The 16,118-nt window shown below is 70.1% G+C and carries 12 protein-coding genes and 1 pseudogene; 8 read left to right on the forward strand and 5 right to left on the reverse strand.

The window, feature by feature from the left end; all coding sequences use genetic code 11:
* Positions 1-135: 135 nt before the first annotated feature.
* The 6 genes from ACQF4J_RS37805 to ACQF4J_RS37830 all read left to right on the forward strand — a co-directional run bounded on the left by ACQF4J_RS37805 (position 136) and on the right by ACQF4J_RS37830 (position 7,761).
* Positions 136-1,977: an NAD-binding protein gene (locus ACQF4J_RS37805; RefSeq protein ID WP_351583249.1), complete on the forward strand. Its 1,842-nt coding sequence runs from the start codon at positions 136-138 to the stop codon at positions 1,975-1,977.
* A 139-nt stretch (positions 1,978-2,116) separates the two neighbouring features.
* Entirely contained in the window at positions 2,117-3,229 is a 1,113-nt protein-coding gene (locus tag ACQF4J_RS37810) for a DUF475 domain-containing protein (RefSeq protein WP_351804636.1), read from the forward strand.
* A gap of 310 nt (positions 3,230-3,539) precedes the next feature.
* Positions 3,540-4,835: an extracellular solute-binding protein gene (locus tag ACQF4J_RS37815; RefSeq protein WP_351564431.1), complete on the forward strand. Its 1,296-nt coding sequence runs from the start codon at positions 3,540-3,542 to the stop codon at positions 4,833-4,835.
* Positions 4,836-4,841: 6 nt separating this feature from the next.
* A complete protein-coding gene (locus ACQF4J_RS37820; RefSeq protein ID WP_427167784.1) occupies positions 4,842-5,840 on the forward strand; it encodes a carbohydrate ABC transporter permease in 999 nt (332 codons plus the stop codon).
* Positions 5,837-6,658 carry a carbohydrate ABC transporter permease gene (locus ACQF4J_RS37825; protein WP_351564435.1) on the forward strand — a complete coding sequence of 274 codons (822 nt, stop codon included), beginning with the start codon at positions 5,837-5,839 and terminating at the stop codon, positions 6,656-6,658. Before ACQF4J_RS37820 ends, ACQF4J_RS37825 begins: the two co-directional genes overlap by 4 nt.
* A 53-nt stretch (positions 6,659-6,711) precedes the next feature.
* A complete protein-coding gene (locus ACQF4J_RS37830; RefSeq protein WP_427167785.1) occupies positions 6,712-7,761 on the forward strand; it encodes an endo-1,4-beta-xylanase in 1,050 nt (349 codons plus the stop codon).
* 77 nt (positions 7,762-7,838) lie between these two features.
* Here the strand turns inward: ACQF4J_RS37830 and ACQF4J_RS37835 are convergent, their stop codons facing one another.
* From ACQF4J_RS37835 to ACQF4J_RS37845, 3 genes are all read right to left on the reverse strand, one after another.
* Positions 7,839-8,885 carry a LacI family DNA-binding transcriptional regulator gene (locus ACQF4J_RS37835; protein ID WP_351564439.1) on the reverse strand — a complete coding sequence of 349 codons (1,047 nt, stop codon included), beginning with the start codon at positions 8,883-8,885 and terminating at the stop codon, positions 7,839-7,841.
* 309 nt (positions 8,886-9,194) lie between these two features.
* The gene (locus ACQF4J_RS37840) at positions 9,195-9,401 is read right to left on the reverse strand and encodes a DUF5999 family protein (RefSeq protein ID WP_351564441.1); all 207 of its coding nucleotides are present in this window, start codon (positions 9,399-9,401) and stop codon (positions 9,195-9,197) included.
* A 389-nt stretch (positions 9,402-9,790) separates the two neighbouring features.
* On the reverse strand, positions 9,791-10,375 hold the full coding sequence (locus tag ACQF4J_RS37845; protein WP_351564443.1) for a hypothetical protein: 585 nt from the start codon (positions 10,373-10,375) through the stop codon (positions 9,791-9,793).
* 550 nt (positions 10,376-10,925) lie between these two features.
* Here ACQF4J_RS37845 and ACQF4J_RS37850 point away from each other — a divergent pair.
* Positions 10,926-12,443, forward strand: coding sequence for a glutamate-cysteine ligase family protein (locus ACQF4J_RS37850; RefSeq protein WP_351564449.1), 1,518 nt, complete (start codon positions 10,926-10,928; stop codon positions 12,441-12,443).
* A 20-nt stretch (positions 12,444-12,463) separates the two neighbouring features.
* Here the strand turns inward: ACQF4J_RS37850 and ACQF4J_RS37855 are convergent.
* Positions 12,464-14,234: pseudogene (locus ACQF4J_RS37855) on the reverse strand (substrate-binding and VWA domain-containing protein).
* Between the two features lie 186 nt (positions 14,235-14,420).
* Here ACQF4J_RS37855 and ACQF4J_RS37860 point away from each other — a divergent pair.
* Entirely contained in the window at positions 14,421-15,221 is an 801-nt protein-coding gene (locus ACQF4J_RS37860; protein WP_351564453.1) for a CPBP family intramembrane glutamic endopeptidase, read from the forward strand.
* A 26-nt stretch (positions 15,222-15,247) separates the two neighbouring features.
* On the opposite strand, the gene ACQF4J_RS37865 is transcribed toward ACQF4J_RS37860, so the two are convergent.
* Positions 15,248-16,057 carry a PhzF family phenazine biosynthesis protein gene (locus tag ACQF4J_RS37865; RefSeq protein WP_351564455.1) on the reverse strand — a complete coding sequence of 270 codons (810 nt, stop codon included), beginning with the start codon at positions 16,055-16,057 and terminating at the stop codon, positions 15,248-15,250.
* Positions 16,058-16,118: the final 61 nt, after the last annotated feature.

Below are 16,118 nucleotides of genomic sequence, written 5' to 3' on the forward strand. Positions count from 1 at the left end.
CCCTTGGCGCGTCCTTGACGCAATCTTGGACGCTGTCAGGTACACGGCCGGAACAGGCCCGAGGGCCCGAGCCGTTCGTCTGATGTGACGTCGACTCATCCCGCCCGCACGGAGCCCGGCCAGAGATCCCGGCACATGGTGATCTGCGGCGACGACGGGCTCGCGCACCGGCTCGCCGTCGAGCTGGACGCCGTGTGCGGCGAGATCGTCACGGTCGTGCTGCCGTCGGCGAGCGACCAGCACGGCGCCCAGGTCGCCGAGCTGCACCGCGACCCGGAGTCGCCGGTCGAACTGCACGTCTCCGCGCGCCCGGACGAGCGCACCCTGCGCGCGGCGGGCGTGGAGCGGGCGGCGGCACTCGCCCTCACCTACCGCGACGACCAGGTCAACATGACCGCCGCTCTGCTGGCCCGCACTGTCAACCCCTCCGTCCGGCTGGTCGTCCGGATGTTCGACCGCGAGCGCGGCCGTCATCTGGAGCGGCTGCTGGACCGGGCGGCCGGACTGTGCGAGGACATCGCGCAGGACACCTCCACGACGGTGCTCTCCGACGCCGACACCGCCGTACCGGAGCTCGTGGCCGCCGCGGCGCTGGGCCGCGGACACACCCTCCAGGTCGAGGACAGGGTCTTCCGCGGCGTCGTACGCCCCGCCGGTACCCCGTCGCATGCCACCGACCTGGCCACCCTGGCCGTTCTGTCCGGCGCCCACCAGGACGACCCGGCCAGCCAGGACAGCGCGGAGACGCCCGGCGAGGAGGGCACCCAGCTGTTGCCCGACACCGGCACCGCGTGGCAGCGGCAGGGTACGCACGGCCGGCTGATGCTGGAGGAGGTCGGCCGGCATCCGGCCGAACCGGCCATCCGTGTCCGGCACTTCCGCCCGCGCAAGTGGCTTCGGGCGCGCCTGGCGAACCTGCCGTGGAAGGTCTTCCTCTCGCATCAACTGGCGGCCGTGTACGGGGCGTTGGCAGCCGTCGTGGTGGCCCTGTCGACCGCCACCGCGCTCTTCACGGACGAACATCCGTGGTGGAAGAACTTCTACTTGCCGCTGCTGGACATCTTCACCATGGGCGACCCCGCCACCGAGGAGTCCCCCGCCCGCCGTGTGCTCCAACTGCTCGCCGGTTTCGTCGGCTTGGCCGTGCTGCCGCTCGTGGTCGCCTCGACCATGAACGCCACCGAGGCCTTCCGCACCGCCTCGGCGAGCCATCCCCCCGACGAGGACGTGAACGGTCATATCGTGCTGGTCGGCCTCGGCATGGTCGGCACCCGGGTGCTGGCCCGGCTGCACGGCACCGGACACCAGGTCGTGGCCATCGAGTGCGACCCGCGGGCCCGCGGTATCGCCCTCGCGCGCGAACTCGGCATCCCGCTGATCCTGGACGACGCCTCGATCCCCGGGGTGCTCGAACGGGCCCGGGTCCGGCACAGCCGCTCGCTGCTCGTCCTCACCCGCGACGACGGCCGCAACCTCGACATCGTCATGGCGGTGCGGGAGACCGACCCCGAGGTGCGCGTGGTGACACGGTTGTACGACGACGGGTTCGCGGCCACCGTCCAGCGCACCCTGCGCGCCTCCTACCCGGATGCCCTGACCCGGAGCCGGAGCGTCTCCGCGCTGGCCGCGCCCTCGTTCGCTGCCGCGATGATGGGCCGCCATGTGCTGGGCGTGATGCCGGTGGAACGCGGGTCGCTGCTGTTCACCTGCGTCGACGTGGCCGGGCACCCGGAGCTGGAGGGGCGCTCGGTGCACGAGGCGTTCCGGGAGAACGAGTGGCGTGTGCTGGCCGTCGGCACCGCCGGCGGGCCGCTTCCGCAGCCCGCGGCCGCGGATGCCCCGGCCGGGACCCGTTTCGATCGGACCGGTTTCGACTGGCGTCCTGAGCAGGGCCGCCTGCTGCGGGCGGGGGACCGGGTGGTCCTCGCGACCACGCGACGCGGCCTGGACATCCTCCTGGCGGACGTTCGTCCGTGACGGACCGCCGAGCGCAAAGATCCCGACAAGCCGGTGTGCCGGGTTCCCGGCTGGACACCCGCACGACAGCCGGGCGTGGTAGACAACGCCGATGACGGTACGGAACGTTCACGGCCGTGGTGAGAGGACTGGGTGACCGGTGATGCTGAAGACCTTCCGTTGGGCGTTCGCGGCCACCGTGCTCGGGCTGGCCGCAGGGGTGCTCTACGGAGGCTGGACCGCGTTCGGCATCGTGGCGATCCTGGCCGTGCTGGAGATCTCCCTGTCGTTCGACAACGCCGTGGTCAACGCCGGGATCCTGAAGAAGATGAGCGCCTTCTGGCAGACGATCTTCCTCACCGTCGGCGTGCTCATCGCGGTCTTCGGCATGCGGCTGCTCTTCCCGGTCGTCATCGTCGCCGTCACCGCGAAGCTGAACCCGTACGACGCCGTCCACCTGGCGCTGACGGAGAAGAACCGCTACGAGCAGCTGGTGACCGACGCGCACCCGGCGATCGCCGCGTTCGGCGGCATGTTCCTGCTGATGATCTTCCTGGACTTCATCTTCGAGGACCGTGACATCCAGTGGCTGGGCTGGATCGAGCGCCCGCTGGCCAAGCTGGGCAAGGTCGACATGCTGTCGGTCTGCATCGCGCTGATCGTCCTGCTGATCACGTCGTTCACCTTCGCCACCCACGCCCACCAGCACGGCGGCGCGCACGCCGACAAGGCGCAGACCGTCCTAGTCTCCGGCATCGCGGGCCTGGTCACCTACCTGGTCGTCGGCGGCCTGTCCGGCTACTTCGAGAACAGGCTGGAGGACGAGGAGGAGCGGGAGCGGGAGCAGCGCGAGCCCTCGGCGGGCACCCTCGTGGGCCGAGCCGCGTTCTTCATGTTCCTCTACCTGGAGGTCCTGGACGCGTCCTTCTCCTTCGACGGCGTGATCGGCGCGTTCGCCATCACCAACGACATCGTGCTGATGGCGCTCGGCCTGGGCATCGGCGCCATGTACGTCCGTTCGCTGACGGTCTACCTGGTCCGCCAGGGCACCCTGGACGACTACGTCTACCTGGAGCACGGCGCCCACTACGCGATCGGCGCCCTGGCCGTGATCCTCATGGTCACCATCCAGTACCAGATCAACGAGGTCGTCACCGGTCTCATCGGCGTCGTCCTGATCGCCTGGTCCTTCTGGTCCTCCGTGCGCCGCAACCGCGCGCTCGCCGCCGCCGAGAGCGAGGCGGAGCGGGCCGACTCGGTCTCCGTGCGCTAGCACCGCCTGATCGGCTCCGCCCTGATCGGCTCGGCCCTGATCGGCTCCGTAATGTTCGCGTGCGGAGCCGAATGTTTCGACCGATCGGGAAGTGACGGGCGAGGATCCGCGCCCCTGCCGGACCGAGCCTGAGTCCCCCACTGCCGCCGCTGTGCGACGTCGCGCGCAGATTCACCGCGTTCAAGGGGTTGCCACCGTTTAGGAGCTGTCTCTAGGGTGCGGCAACAGCGAAGCTTTCTGGATCATCTCCGAAACTTTCGGTCCCAGCGGACGGTCGTTGACGCGCCGTCCCTACCCCAAGGAGCGCAAAATGGGCGACCGGGCACTGTCCCGCCGCGGGTTCCTGGCGGCCTCCGCCGCGGCCGGTCTGGGCATGACGGCTCTGAGCGGATGCGGCGGCGACTCGGACGGAGGGTCGGCCGACGGGAAGACCACGATCGAGTGGTGGAACATCTCCACCACGGAACCCACCAAGACCGTCTGGGCGGGTCTGGCCAAGAAGTTCGAGGCGCAGAACCCCAAGGTCAAGGTGAAGATCGTGCAGCTGGAGAACGACGCCTACAAGTCGAAGATGACGGCGCTGACCGCCTCCGGGAAGCTCCCGGACATCTTCCACACCTGGGGCGGCGGCGTTCTCCAGCAGCAGGTGGACGCCGGGCTCGTCGAGGACCTCACCGACCGGACCAAGCCGTGGGTCGACGGCATGCTCTCCGTCGCCAAGCAGGCGTACATCCTCGACAACAAGACGTACGGCATCCCGTTCGACATCGGCATGATCGGCTTCTGGTACAACAAGGCGCTCTTCAAGCAGGCCGGCATCACCGCCCCGCCCACCACCTGGAGCGGCTTCCTCGACGCCGTCAAGAAGCTCAAGGCGAAGAACATCACGCCCATCGCCCTGGCCGGCAAGGAGAAGTGGCCCGGCATGTACTACTGGGCCTACCTCGCGATGCGCACGGCCGGCATCGACGCGCTGAAGAAGGCCAACGACGACAAGGACTTCACCGCCCCCGGGCTCGTCCAGGCCGGACAGCACCTCCAGGACCTGGTCAAACTCCAGCCGTTCCAGAAGGGCTTCCTCGGCGCCGCGTACTCCACGCCCACCGGCCAGGCGGCCACCATGGGCAACGGCAAGGCCGCCATGGAGCTCATGGGCCAGTGGGCCCCGGTCGTCGAGGCCGACTCCGGCAAGGGCCTCGGCTCGAACCTCGGCTTCTTCCCCTTCCCGGCGGTCGAGGGCGGAAAGGGCGCCATCACCGAGGTCTTCGGCGGTGGCGGCGGACACGCCCTGCGCAAGGGCGCCCCGCAGGCGGCCGTCGACTTCCTGAAGTTCTTCGCCTCCGAGGCCACCGACCTGGTGCTGGTGAAGAAGACCAACACCCTCCCGGTGGTCCCCGGCGCCGAGAAGGGGCTCTCCGACCCCAACACCAAGGCCGTACAAGCCCAGTTGAAGGCGGCCACCGGCTTCCAGCTCTACCTCGACCAGGCCTACGCGCCCGCCGTCGGCCAGGAGGTCAACGACAGCGTCGCCGCGCTGATCTCCGGCTCCAAGTCGCCCGAGCAGGTCACGCAGTCGATCTCCAAGACCGCGAAGGAAGAGCAGTAGCCGGCGATGACCTCCACTTTCCTTCCGGACAAGCGGACGGGCCCGGACGTCGCCCTCCCCTCCCCGACGGCGACGTCGGGGCGGGGACGGGCGCGTCGGAGCCTGGTGAACTGGCTCACCGCGGTCGGCTTCCAGGTGCCCGCGCTGGTGCTGTTCATCGGGCTGGTCCTGCTGCCGATGCTGTTCGCGCTGTACGCCGCGTTCTTCCGCTGGGGCGGCTTCGGCATGCCCTCCGACTACATCGGCGGCGACAACTTCACCCGCCTCTTCCAGGACGACGTCTTCCTCGGCGACCTGTGGCGCTGCGCCCTCCTGGTCGGGCTCTCGCTCCTGCTGCAACTGCCGTTCGCGCTGGCCATGGCGGTGGCGCTGAACCAGAAGCTGCGCGGCCGGGCCGTCTACCGCATGCTGTTCTTCGCGCCCTACGTCCTGTCCGAGGCCATCACCGGCGTGCTGTTCAGCATGGTCTTCGCCCCGGACGACGGGCTCGCCGATCATGTCCTGGGCGCCGTCGGGCTGGACGGCGTCGGCGGCGAGTGGTTCGCCGACCCCTCCTATGTCATGGCGACCCTCTTCCTCGTCATGACCTGGAAGTACTTCGGCTTCCACATGATGCTGCTGCTCGCCGGACTTCAGTCGATCCCGGCCGAGTTGACGGAGGCGGCGCTGATCGACGGCGCGAATCCCTGGCAGCGCTTCCGCAACGTCACCCTGCCGCTGCTCGCTCCCACGCTCCGCATCAGCGTCTTTTTGTCCGTCATCGGGTCCATCCAGCTCTTCGACCTGGTCTGGGTGATCACCCAGGGCGGGCCGGACCACCACTCCGAGACGATGGCCGTGACCATGTTCCAGTACGGCTTCAAGCGCTACCAGGTCGGCTACGCCAGCGCGATCAGCGTGGTCATGTTCGGCATCTGCCTCGTCTTCGCCCTCGCCTACCAGCGGTTCGTGCTCCGCCGCGACCTCGAGGGCGCCACCACGAACATGAGGGGAGACGGCAGGTGAACACGCTGCGCAAACTGCCGCTGCACGTGGTCCTCGTCGTGGTCGGCTCGGTGATCGTCGTACCGCTGCTGTACGCCGCGCTGTCCGGCTTCAAGTCCACCGACGAGCTCTCCCGCAACCCCTTCGGGCTGCCCGAGCGCTGGCTGACCGGCAACTACACCGACATCCTCGGTTCCGGCGACTTCTGGCGGCTGCTGGGCAACAGCACGCTGGTGGCGGTCGCGACGTGCGTGCTCGTGGTCGCCGTGTCCGCCCTCGCGGCCTTCTCCTTCGCCCGGTTCGCCTTCCGCGGCCGGGAGTTGATGTTCACCTTCTTCACGATGGGGCTGATGTTCCCGCCGGCGGTGGCCGCGCTGCCCCTGTTCCTCCTGCTGCGCTCCCTCGGCCTGCTGGACAACCCGCTCGGCGTGATCCTGCCGCAGGCCGCCTTCGGCCTGCCGATGACGATCATCATCCTGCGCGGCTTCTTCCGGCAGATCCCCGGCGAACTGGAGGAGGCGGCCACCCTCGACGGCTGCAGCGCCTTCGGCTTCTTCTGGCGGGTGCTTCTGCCGATGGCACGGCCCGCGCTCGGCACGGTCTCCGTGCTCGCCGTCGTCACCAGCTGGAACAACTACATGCTGCCGCTGCTGGTCTTCACCGACTCCAAGTGGTGGACGCTGCCGCTCGGCGTCGCGCAGTTCCAGGGCCAGTACTCGGCCGAGTACGCCCGTGTCTTCGCCTACCTCGTCCTGGCGATGGTCCCCGCCCTCGCCCTCTACTCGGTCGCCGAGCGCCAGCTCGTCGGCGGCCTCACCGCCGGCGCCACGAAGGGATGACGCGCGCCGCCGGACGTACGGCCCCGCACCCCCACCCCGTGAGGAGTCGCACCATGCCCCAGACCCGTCTCAGACTCGTCGGAGCCCTCGCCGCCGTCCTGGTCGCCGCCGGCGTCACCACCGGCACCCCCGCCCAGGCGCACGAACGGCCCGCCACCCTCGCCGAACTCGCCCACCGCCACGGCCGCTACTTCGGCAGCGCCACGGACAACCCCGAACTCACCGACACCGCCTACACCTCCGTGCTGGGCAGCGAGTTCGACATGATCACGCCCGGCAACGGCATGAAGTGGTACGCCACCGAGCCCCAGCAGGGCGTCTTCGACTGGACCAACGGCGACGAGATCGTCGACCTCGCGCGCAGGAACCACCAGCGGGTGCGCGCCCACACCCTGGTCTGGCACAGCCAGCTGCCGGACTGGCTCACCGGTCGCGCCTGGACGGCGGACGAGCTCAGGGCCGTACTGAAGAAGCACATCCAGACGGAGGTGCGGCACTATCGCGGCAAGGTCTACTCCTGGGACGTGGTCAACGAGGCGTTCAACGAGGACGGCACCTACCGCGACACCATCTGGTACCGGACGCTCGGCCCCGGCTACATCGCCGACGCCCTGCGCTGGGCCCACCAGGCCGACCCGCACGCCAGGCTGTACCTCAACGACTACAACATCGAGGCCGTCGGCCCGAAGAGCGACGCCTACTACCGGCTGGCCCAGGAGCTGAAGGCGCAGCACGTCCCGCTCGACGGCATCGGCCTGCAGGCCCATCTGGCTCTGCAGTACGGTTATCCGACCTCCCTGGAGGGCAACCTCCGCCGCTTCTCCCGGCTCGGGCTCGACACCGCGCTCACCGAGGTCGACATCCGCATGATCCTGCCGGCGACCGAGGAGAAGCTGGCCCAGCAGGCCGACTGGTACCGCGATCTGACCTCGGCCTGCCTGGCCGTACGGCGGTGCGTGGGCATCACGGTGTGGGACTACACCGACAAGTACTCCTGGATCCCGGCGTTCTTCCCCGGGGAGGGCGCCGCGCTGCCGTACGACGAGCAACTGCGGCCCAAACCGGCGTACTTCGCGATCCGGGAGGCGCTGGGCGGCAAGTAGCCCTGGTACAGGAGGGTTTCCGGAACGCCCCGGCGGTGCATTGGGGAGCACCGCCGGGGTCCGGCACCCCCGGTCTGTCAGGGTGCCGGGGGTGCCGTGCTGGCCCGTACCACCAGCTCGGTGCCGAGTTCCACGCGCGGAGAGTCCGGCTGTTCGCCGCGGGCCAGTCGCAGGACCGTACGGACGGCCAACTTGCCCATGTCGGCGAGCGGTTGACGGACCGTGGTGAGCGGCGGCGCCGACCAGCGGACCTCCGGGAGGTCGTCGAAGCCGACCACGCTCATGTCCTCCGGGACCCGCAGACCCCGTCGGCGCAGTGCCTCGATCGCGCCGAGGGCCATCTGGTCGCTGGCCGCGAAGAGGGCGGTCGGTGGTTCGGTGAGAGCCAGCAGGGCGTTGCAGCCGGTGAACCCGGACTCGGGGTGGAAGTCACCGGGGACGACGAGGGAGCCGTCGGGGGCGATGCCGGCGCCCTCCAGGGCGGCGCGGTAGCCGTCGAGGCGGGCCCGGGAGCACAGCAGCCGCGGCGGGCCGGCGATCAGACCGATCCTGCGGTGCCCGAGGGAGAGCAGGTGCTCGGTGGCCGCCATGCCGCCGGACCAGTTGGCCGCGCCGATCGTCGGGACGTCCAGGGCGGGGGAGCCCGCCGGGTCCACGACCACCAGCGGGACTCCGAGGGCACGCAGCTCCTGGTGCAGCACCGGTTCCAGTGCCGAGGTGACCAGGATGACGCCGTCGGAGGCGCGGGCCCGCAGGTTGCGCATCCACTCACGGGCGTCGCCGGAGCGCCCGTGGATCGCCGACACCACCGTGCCGACCCCGGCGGCGTGGGCGACCTCCTCCACACCCCGCAGGATCTCCACCGCCCAGGGGCTGTCGAGGTCGTTGAAGACCAGGTCGAGCAGTGCGGCGCCGGAACCGGAGGCGTTCGCGCGCTTGCGGTAGCCGTGCCGGAGCAGCAGATCCTCCACGCGTGCCCGGGTCCGCGGCGAGACGTCGGAGCGGCCGTTGACGACCCGGGAGACGGTCGGCACCGATACCCCGGCCTGCCGGGCGATCTCCGTGATCGTGATCTTCCCCCGGCTCTCGGGCACCCCCTCGGCCCCGGCCTCGTCTGCTGCCAATTCCCCCACCTCCGTGGACACTCGCCGCGAAACTTCCAGAAGTCTTCCGGAAGACGCGCGCCCGTGGGAAGGGTGATCAATACCGGAATCACCGAGTGATCAATACTGGGCTCGTCGGGTGATCGATGCCGGGATCACCGGTTGATCGGCACCGGGCTCGCCACCGGGGTCCCCCATGACCCTGGCCCGCCCGGGTAACTACGGTGCGTGATCGGGCTCGGACGTGCGTCGGGGCCGGCTCGCGGCATGTCCTCCGCGACCGGCCCCCGGGAATCCGCCGGGCGGCTGGTCGACCGCCCGGGTGCCGCCTCAGGCGGCCGTCATCACCTGGCTGGCGCCCAGCGGGCGGTGCGGGGCGATGATCTGGCCGTCGGGCAGCAGCTCACCGGTGTCCTCGAAGAGCAGAACGCCGTTGCACAGCAGGCTCCACCCCTGCTCCGGGTGGTGCGCCACGAGTCGGGCGGATTCCCGGTCGGCGGAGTCTGCTGAAGGGCACGGTGGCTGATGCTGGCACATTGGTGGGATCTTTCGCTCTGTCGTGATGTCGGAGATGGCTGTCGAGTCTGTGCTGCGGCTTGAAGCGTTGTCCATGGCCGCCCCCCGTTGGTTTTAAGTCGGTCCAGTCCAGTGTTGCCCCACGGACGGCAATCCGCAGGCATTTCGGCGCACCACTTCTTCACAGGTTGATGACGCGCCGGCCGCCCGGACGGTTCAGTCCAACTGCACTGTCCCTTCGGGTGGTTCGCAGTGGCCGGATGGGGCTAGTCCGTACAGGTCGGAGCCGTTTCAGGGCTCGTACGAGCACTTTTTCGCTCGTACGAGCGAAATGGCTTCCGGGTAAGGCGTCGGGTAAAAAGTCGAGCCCCGCCGTCGGTGAATTCGACGGCGGGGCACGGGGTCGTTCGTCAGGCGATCTGGCCGAGCAGCGGGGCCGGAGTCACCCGATGGGTCAGCACCGGGAGCAGTTCGGCGACACGGTGCGGGCGGTGCGCCGCGATGCCGGGCGGAGCCGGGGCCAGTGGGACGAGCAGGTCCGTGGCCGCCGGGTGGCCGTCCGCGCCGTCCGCGGCGCAGTCGCCGTGCAGCCAGAGCGTGAGCATGTACAGGCTCGGAACCGACAGCAGGCGCGCCTGGTAGGGCTGTTTCATCGTCTCGGCCTGGCGCAGCGCCCGCTCCGTGGAGGCGATGTAGGGGCCTTCGAAGAAGTGCGAGAAGGCCCAGCCGTCCGGCGTCAGCATGGTCTCGGCCGCGGCCACCGCGCGGTCGCCGCAGCGGATCAGGAACCGCCAGCCGGCCAGCCGGCTGGCGGAGGCGCCCTCGGGGGTGAGCTCGTCCAGTACGTGCACGGGCAGTGGCAGTTCCGGTGTGGCGGGTCCCTGGGAGCGCAGCAGGGAGGGTGTTCGGGCCTCGCGAACCGCGGTGGGCGAGCCGAGCGCGGTCAGGACGGTGCGAAGGGCGGGCGCGGGAGCCGGGGGGACATGCAACGGCATGGTGGGTCGCCTCTCATTCGACAGGCACGGTGGCGCGAGGGCGGGGGCGGACGGCGCTGTCTGCTCACGAGGCGAGAGAGACGGGGCGGGGTCTGGGTACGAGGGATGTGGGTGAGACCTGTCGCTCGTCACCTGACGGCAGGTCTCGAAGACCGGGGGCGCCGACCCTCTGCCTGTTCGCGGAGTTTATACGACACATGTTCAGACAGTGTTTCGTCTAGCCCTTTGCGGAGCACTCGGCAAGGGCGTATCCGGTCTGCGGCGCACGGGAATCACCCCGATTTCGCTCACCCCGAAGGCGGTGACCTCGGGGAATGCCGGAGGCGCGGTCGGCCAATTCTCGTCGGCGTTTTTCACGAGTTCGTCGCGTACATGAAACTGCGCCGTGCCGCATGCCCGGCGAATGTGCCCCCGGTCACGTGTGACCAGAGTAGCGCGCGACCCGCTCGCGCGGGGACGTTACCGATGGCCGACGCTGGGCATTATCCCACGTGACCCGACACCGGCGGCCGGGATCCAAAGCGCCGCCCGATCGAGGAGGGACGCTCCGATGGGGGAGAAGGTCGTGGCAGGTCGTTTCGATCTGTCCGATCGGCAGCTCTACCGCGACAAGCTCCGCAGGTGCCTGACGGGGCTGGAGCGGCTCCTGGCCGAGAAGCGGTTCGACCGCCCCAGGAACCTGATGGGGCTGGAGATCGAATTGAATCTCGCCGGTGCCGACGGCATGCCGAAAATGCTCAATGCGCAGGTCCTGGAACGGATCGCGAGCCGAGATTTCCAAACAGAACTCGCCATGTTCAATCTGGAAGTGAACATAGCCCCACACCGCTTGCAGGGGCGGGTATTCGACCGGCTCGGAGAGGAACTCAGGACCTCTCTGGCATATGCCGACCGAAAAGCCGGCGAGCTCGATGCGGGAATCGTGATGATCGGCATTCTGCCGACTCTCGACCGGGACGACCTGGTCTCCTCGAACCTTTCCGCGGTCGACCGCTACGCCCTGCTCAACGATCAGATCGTCGCCGCCCGCGGCGAGGACTTCGTGCTCGACATCGACGGCGTGGAGCGCCTGACCTGCACCTCGAAGTCGATAGCACCGGAAGCCGCCTGCACCTCCGTGCAGCTGCACCTCCAGGTCACCCCGGCCCGGTTCGCCGACGTGTGGAACGCCGCCCAGGCCGTGGCCGCCGCCCAGATAGCCGTGGGCGCCAACTCGCCCTTCCTGTTCGGCCGTGAGCTGTGGCGCGAGTCCCGGCCTCCGCTGTTCCAGCAGTCCACCGACACCCGACCGCCCGAGCTGCAGGCCCAGGGGGTGCGCCCGCGCACCTGGTTCGGAGAGCGCTGGATCACCTCCGCCCACGACCTCTTCGACGAGAACCTGCGCTACTTCCCGGCGCTGCTGCCCATCTGCGACGAGGAGGAGCCCCTGGAGGTCCTCGACGCGGGCGGCATCCCGAACCTCCATGAACTCGTCCTGCACAACGGCACGATCTACCGCTGGAACCGCCCGGTCTACGGCATCGCCGACGGCGTCCCGCACCTGCGCGTCGAGAACCGCGTCCTGCCCGCAGGCCCCAGCATCATCGACGTCATCGCCAACGCGGCCTTCTACTACGGCCTCGTCCGCGCCCTCGCCGAGGACTCCCGCCCCGTGTGGACCCGGCTGCCCTTCGAGGCCGCCGCCGCCAACTTCGACGCCGCCTGCAGGCACGGCATCGATGCGCGCTTCCAGTGGCCGCGGCGCGGGCGCTACGGCGGTACGGCGGAGGTCGACGCGGTCAGCCTGGTCCGCGACGAGCTGCTGCCGCTCGCCGAGGCCGGTCTGGACGCGTGGGGCATCGAACCCGCCGACCGCGATCTCTACCTCGGCGTGATCGACGAACGCTGCCGGCGCCGGGTCAACGGCGCGTCCTGGCAGGCGGCCACCTTCCACCGGGCCCTGGAGACGGGCATGTCCCGGGACGCGGCGCTGGCGGCCACCACCCGGCGCTACAGCGAGCTGATGCACATGGGCGATCCGGTGCACACCTGGCCCGTGGGCATGCCGGAGCCGGTGCCGCTGGGGTGAGCGGGCGCCGTGAGCGGCGGTCAGCCCGTGCTGCCGCCCTGGGCGCCCGCCGCCACGATCGCCTTCAGCATCACCGACTGGATCTGTGAGGGGTTGTTCACCGACTGGCCCGAGCCGCCGGTCGCACCGGCGATCTCCTCGGCCTCCTCCCGGTCGGCGTCGGGCCCCACAGCGATCATGATCAGCGGCACCGGGTGCTCCGGGTCCGCCAGCTTCTGCAGCTCACTGATCAGCCTGGCCCGGGAGATGCTGCCGGGGTCCTGGTTGACGCCGTCGGTGAGGACGACCAGCGCGTTGAACTTCCCCTTCGTGTACGACGACGTGGCCGCCCGGTAAGCGGCCAGCGTGGTGTCGTACAGGCCCGTCGCGCCGTCGCGGACCGGCTTCAGCGCGCCGAAGGCGGCCGACAGCCGATCCCGCTGGGTGCCGTCGCCGATCCGGTCGCCGAGCCGCTCGGTCGGCACCAGGACCCGGTAGTCCTTGGCGCCGTCCAGCTTCGTGGAGAACTCCCACAGGCCGATCTCGTCCTCCTGCGTGAAGGTGGCGAGCGCCTGCAGCAGCGACGCCTTCGTCACCTCCATACGGGACTGCCCGCCCGTGCCCGGCACCGGCTCGGACATCGACGACGAGGCGTCCACGACCGTGGTGAGCCGGGCGCTCTGCACCGTGATCGTCCAGGTACCGAGAGCCTCCTGCAACGCCTCGTCCGTGGCCGGCTGGACGGCCGGCTGCGCGTACGGCTGCGGGCTGCTGCCGCCCGCCTCGGCGACCACCGCCTCCGGGGCCTCCTCGTCGGAGGTGCGGAAGCCGTACTTCTGCAGCAGCCGCAGCTGGGCCGGCTGCCGCAGATAGTTCATGAACCGCAGCGCGGCCCGGCTCTGGTCGGTCGTGAGCTGCCCGACCATCGCGTAGGGGTAGTCCAGCTGCGGCGAACCGTCCTTGGGATAGAACATGTCCAGGCCGTCGCCGCCGTCCGCCGACGAGTTGTACGTGTACGCCGCCTGCTCGGTGAGGATCAGCGCCTGGTTGCGCCTGGGGTTGCCCTGCTCGGTCCCCGAGTTGTTCCTGGGCAGGGTGTCCAGCACCTGGCCGTCACTGCGAGGTGCGCTGCGACAGCGTCTTCATCATCGCCGCGGCCTGGGTGTCACCGCCCTTGATCCCGGCCGCGGCGGTGGTGAGCCGGGTGAGCGCGAGCAGCCCGGTGGAACTGCGCGAGGGGTCGGCCGAGCCGAGCCTGAGCGCGTCGTCCCGCATGGTCGCGCCGGCCAGCTCTATCCAGCTGTACGTCTTCTTCGGCCAGCCCAGCGACTTGGCCGCCTCGGGCACCATGGCCACGCCGACGGGCGTCGAGGCCACCGCGCCCGCCGGGGTCACCTCCGTCGCGGTGTTGTCGTTCGTGATCCGGTCGACCCACAGGTCGGAGTCCGCCACCCACACCTGGACGTCGGTCTTCCTGCGGGCGGCGAGCGTGTCCGCAACCTTGTAGGAGTCGCGGGCGGTCACCGAGACCGCGACACAGCGCCCGTCGGAGGTGACGTTCTGCTGCCGGGCCCGCTCGGCCGCGGCCGTCAGGACGGGGGCGATGTCCGGGGAGGCGGCCAGCCGCAGCCGTACGGCGTCGTCCTGGCAGGACGATCCGAAGGAGAGCAGCCCGCTCTTCACGGCGGCGGCCGTGCCCCCGGCCACCGTCAGGACCAGGACCGTGGCGACGGCCATCGTGCGGCGGCGCGCGCGGGGACGGGGGTCGCTGCCGCCCGCCCCATAATGATCGGGCAAGCTGTGACGTCCCATGACGGTGGTGCCCCTCCCTGTTGAACCTCGTGCCGGCAGGCGGCCGTATGGCATGCGGAGGGGAGGTACGCCCCGTACGGCGTCCGTCCCCCCCTGACGGCCAAGCGCACGATCTTCGTAAGTTCTTTCGAGACCCTAGCGGGGCGAGGATGGGGATGAGGCGGGATTACTGAATTGGAGTCAGGTGTGCAGGCGGAGACGGGTGCGGTGGCCGATTCTGATCCTCCCGAGCGGCTCTCGCGGCGGATCCTCCGTGACGAGACGCTGCTCGTTCTGGCGCTTTCGCTCGGTGCGAGCGGAGTGTCCGCCCTGATCAGTTTTGTCGGATCGGTCACGAAACCGGGAGGGCTCAAGGATCAGGCGGCGACCCTCAACGCCTCGGCCGCGCCGGGCCGGCCCTGGCTGGATCTGGCCTGGCAGCTGTTCGGGATCGCGACCGCCCTGGTGCCGGTCGCCCTTGTCGCGCACCTGCTGCTGCGCGAGGGCGGGAGCCTGCGCACCCTCGGCTTCGACCGCACCCGGCCCTGGCCCGACCTCGGCCGCGGCGCCGCCGTCGCGGCCGTGATCGGCAGTACGGGAATCGCCTTCTACCTGGCCGCGCGGGGCTTCGGCGCCAATCTCACGGTGGTGCCCGAGGCCCTGCCCGACGTGTGGTGGAAGTACCCGGTGCTGATCCTCTCGGCGATCCAGAACGCGATCCTCGAAGAGGTCATCGTCGTCGGCTATCTGCTGCGCCGGCTGGGACAGCTGGGCTGGACCCCGGGCACCGCGCTGGTGGCCAGTTCCGTACTACGCGGCAGCTACCACCTCTACCAGGGCATCGGCGGCTTCGTCGGCAACATGGTGATGGGCGTGGTCTTCGTCTGGCTGTACCGGCGCTGGGGACGCGTGGGCCCCCTGGTGGTGGCGCATTCCCTCCTCGACATCGGGGCGTTCGTCGGCTACGCGCTGCTCGCCGGGAAGGTGGGCTGGCTGCCGACCGCCTAGGCGTGTTTCGAAACGCGTTCCTGTTCCTAGGCCAGCAGTTCGCCGTCGATCACGGTCACCGCGTGGCCGCTCAGCAGGGTGCGGTCGCCGCGCAGCTCGGTGCGGACGCGGCCGGAGCGCCGCGAGGCCTGCAGTCCGGTCAGGATGGTGCTCCCCAGGCGCTGCGACCAGAAGGGGGCCAGCGCGGTGTGGGCGCTGCCGGTGACCGGGTCCTCGTCGATGCCGACGTTCGGGAAGAAGCAGCGGGAGACGAAGTCGTAGCCCTGGGCGGGGTCCGCGGCGCGGGCGGTCGCGATGATGCCGCGCTCCGAGTAGGCGCCGAGCGCCCTGAGGTCGGGGGAGAGGGCGTGGACCGTCTTCTCGTCGGCGAGTTCCACCAGCAGGTCGCCGACGTTCGGCCCGGTGTCGAACGTGCTGCGCGGCTCGGCGCCCAGCGCGTCGGCGACCCCGGCCGGCACCTCGACCGCGGTGAGCGGCGAGGTCGGGAAGTCCAGCGTGATCGAGCCGTCCTCGCGGGGCGTCGCCACCAGCACACCGCTGCGGGTCGCGAAGCGCACCGTGCCCTCGTGGGCGCCGGTGGTGTGCAGCACGTGGGCGGTGGCGAGCGTGGCGTGGCCGCACATGGCGACCTCCGTAGCGGGCGTGAACCAGCGCAACGCCCAGTCCGCCGCCCCGCCCTCGGGCAGCCGGTGCGCGAACGCCGTCTCGGCGTGGTTGACCTCCAGTGCGATCTTCTGCAGCCGGTCGTCGTCGGGGAAGGAGTCGAGGAGCAGCACGCCGGCGGGGTTGCCGGCGAAGGCGCGGTCGGTGAAGGCGTCGACGATTCGGATTCGCATGGTCCGACGCTAGGACGACGTGGCCTCGGCCACCAAGTCCAATTCGCGAACGGTGGACCGA

The organism is Streptomyces sp. C1-1 (assembly GCF_050214755.1).
GTDB lineage: Bacteria > Actinomycetota > Actinomycetes > Streptomycetales > Streptomycetaceae > Streptomyces.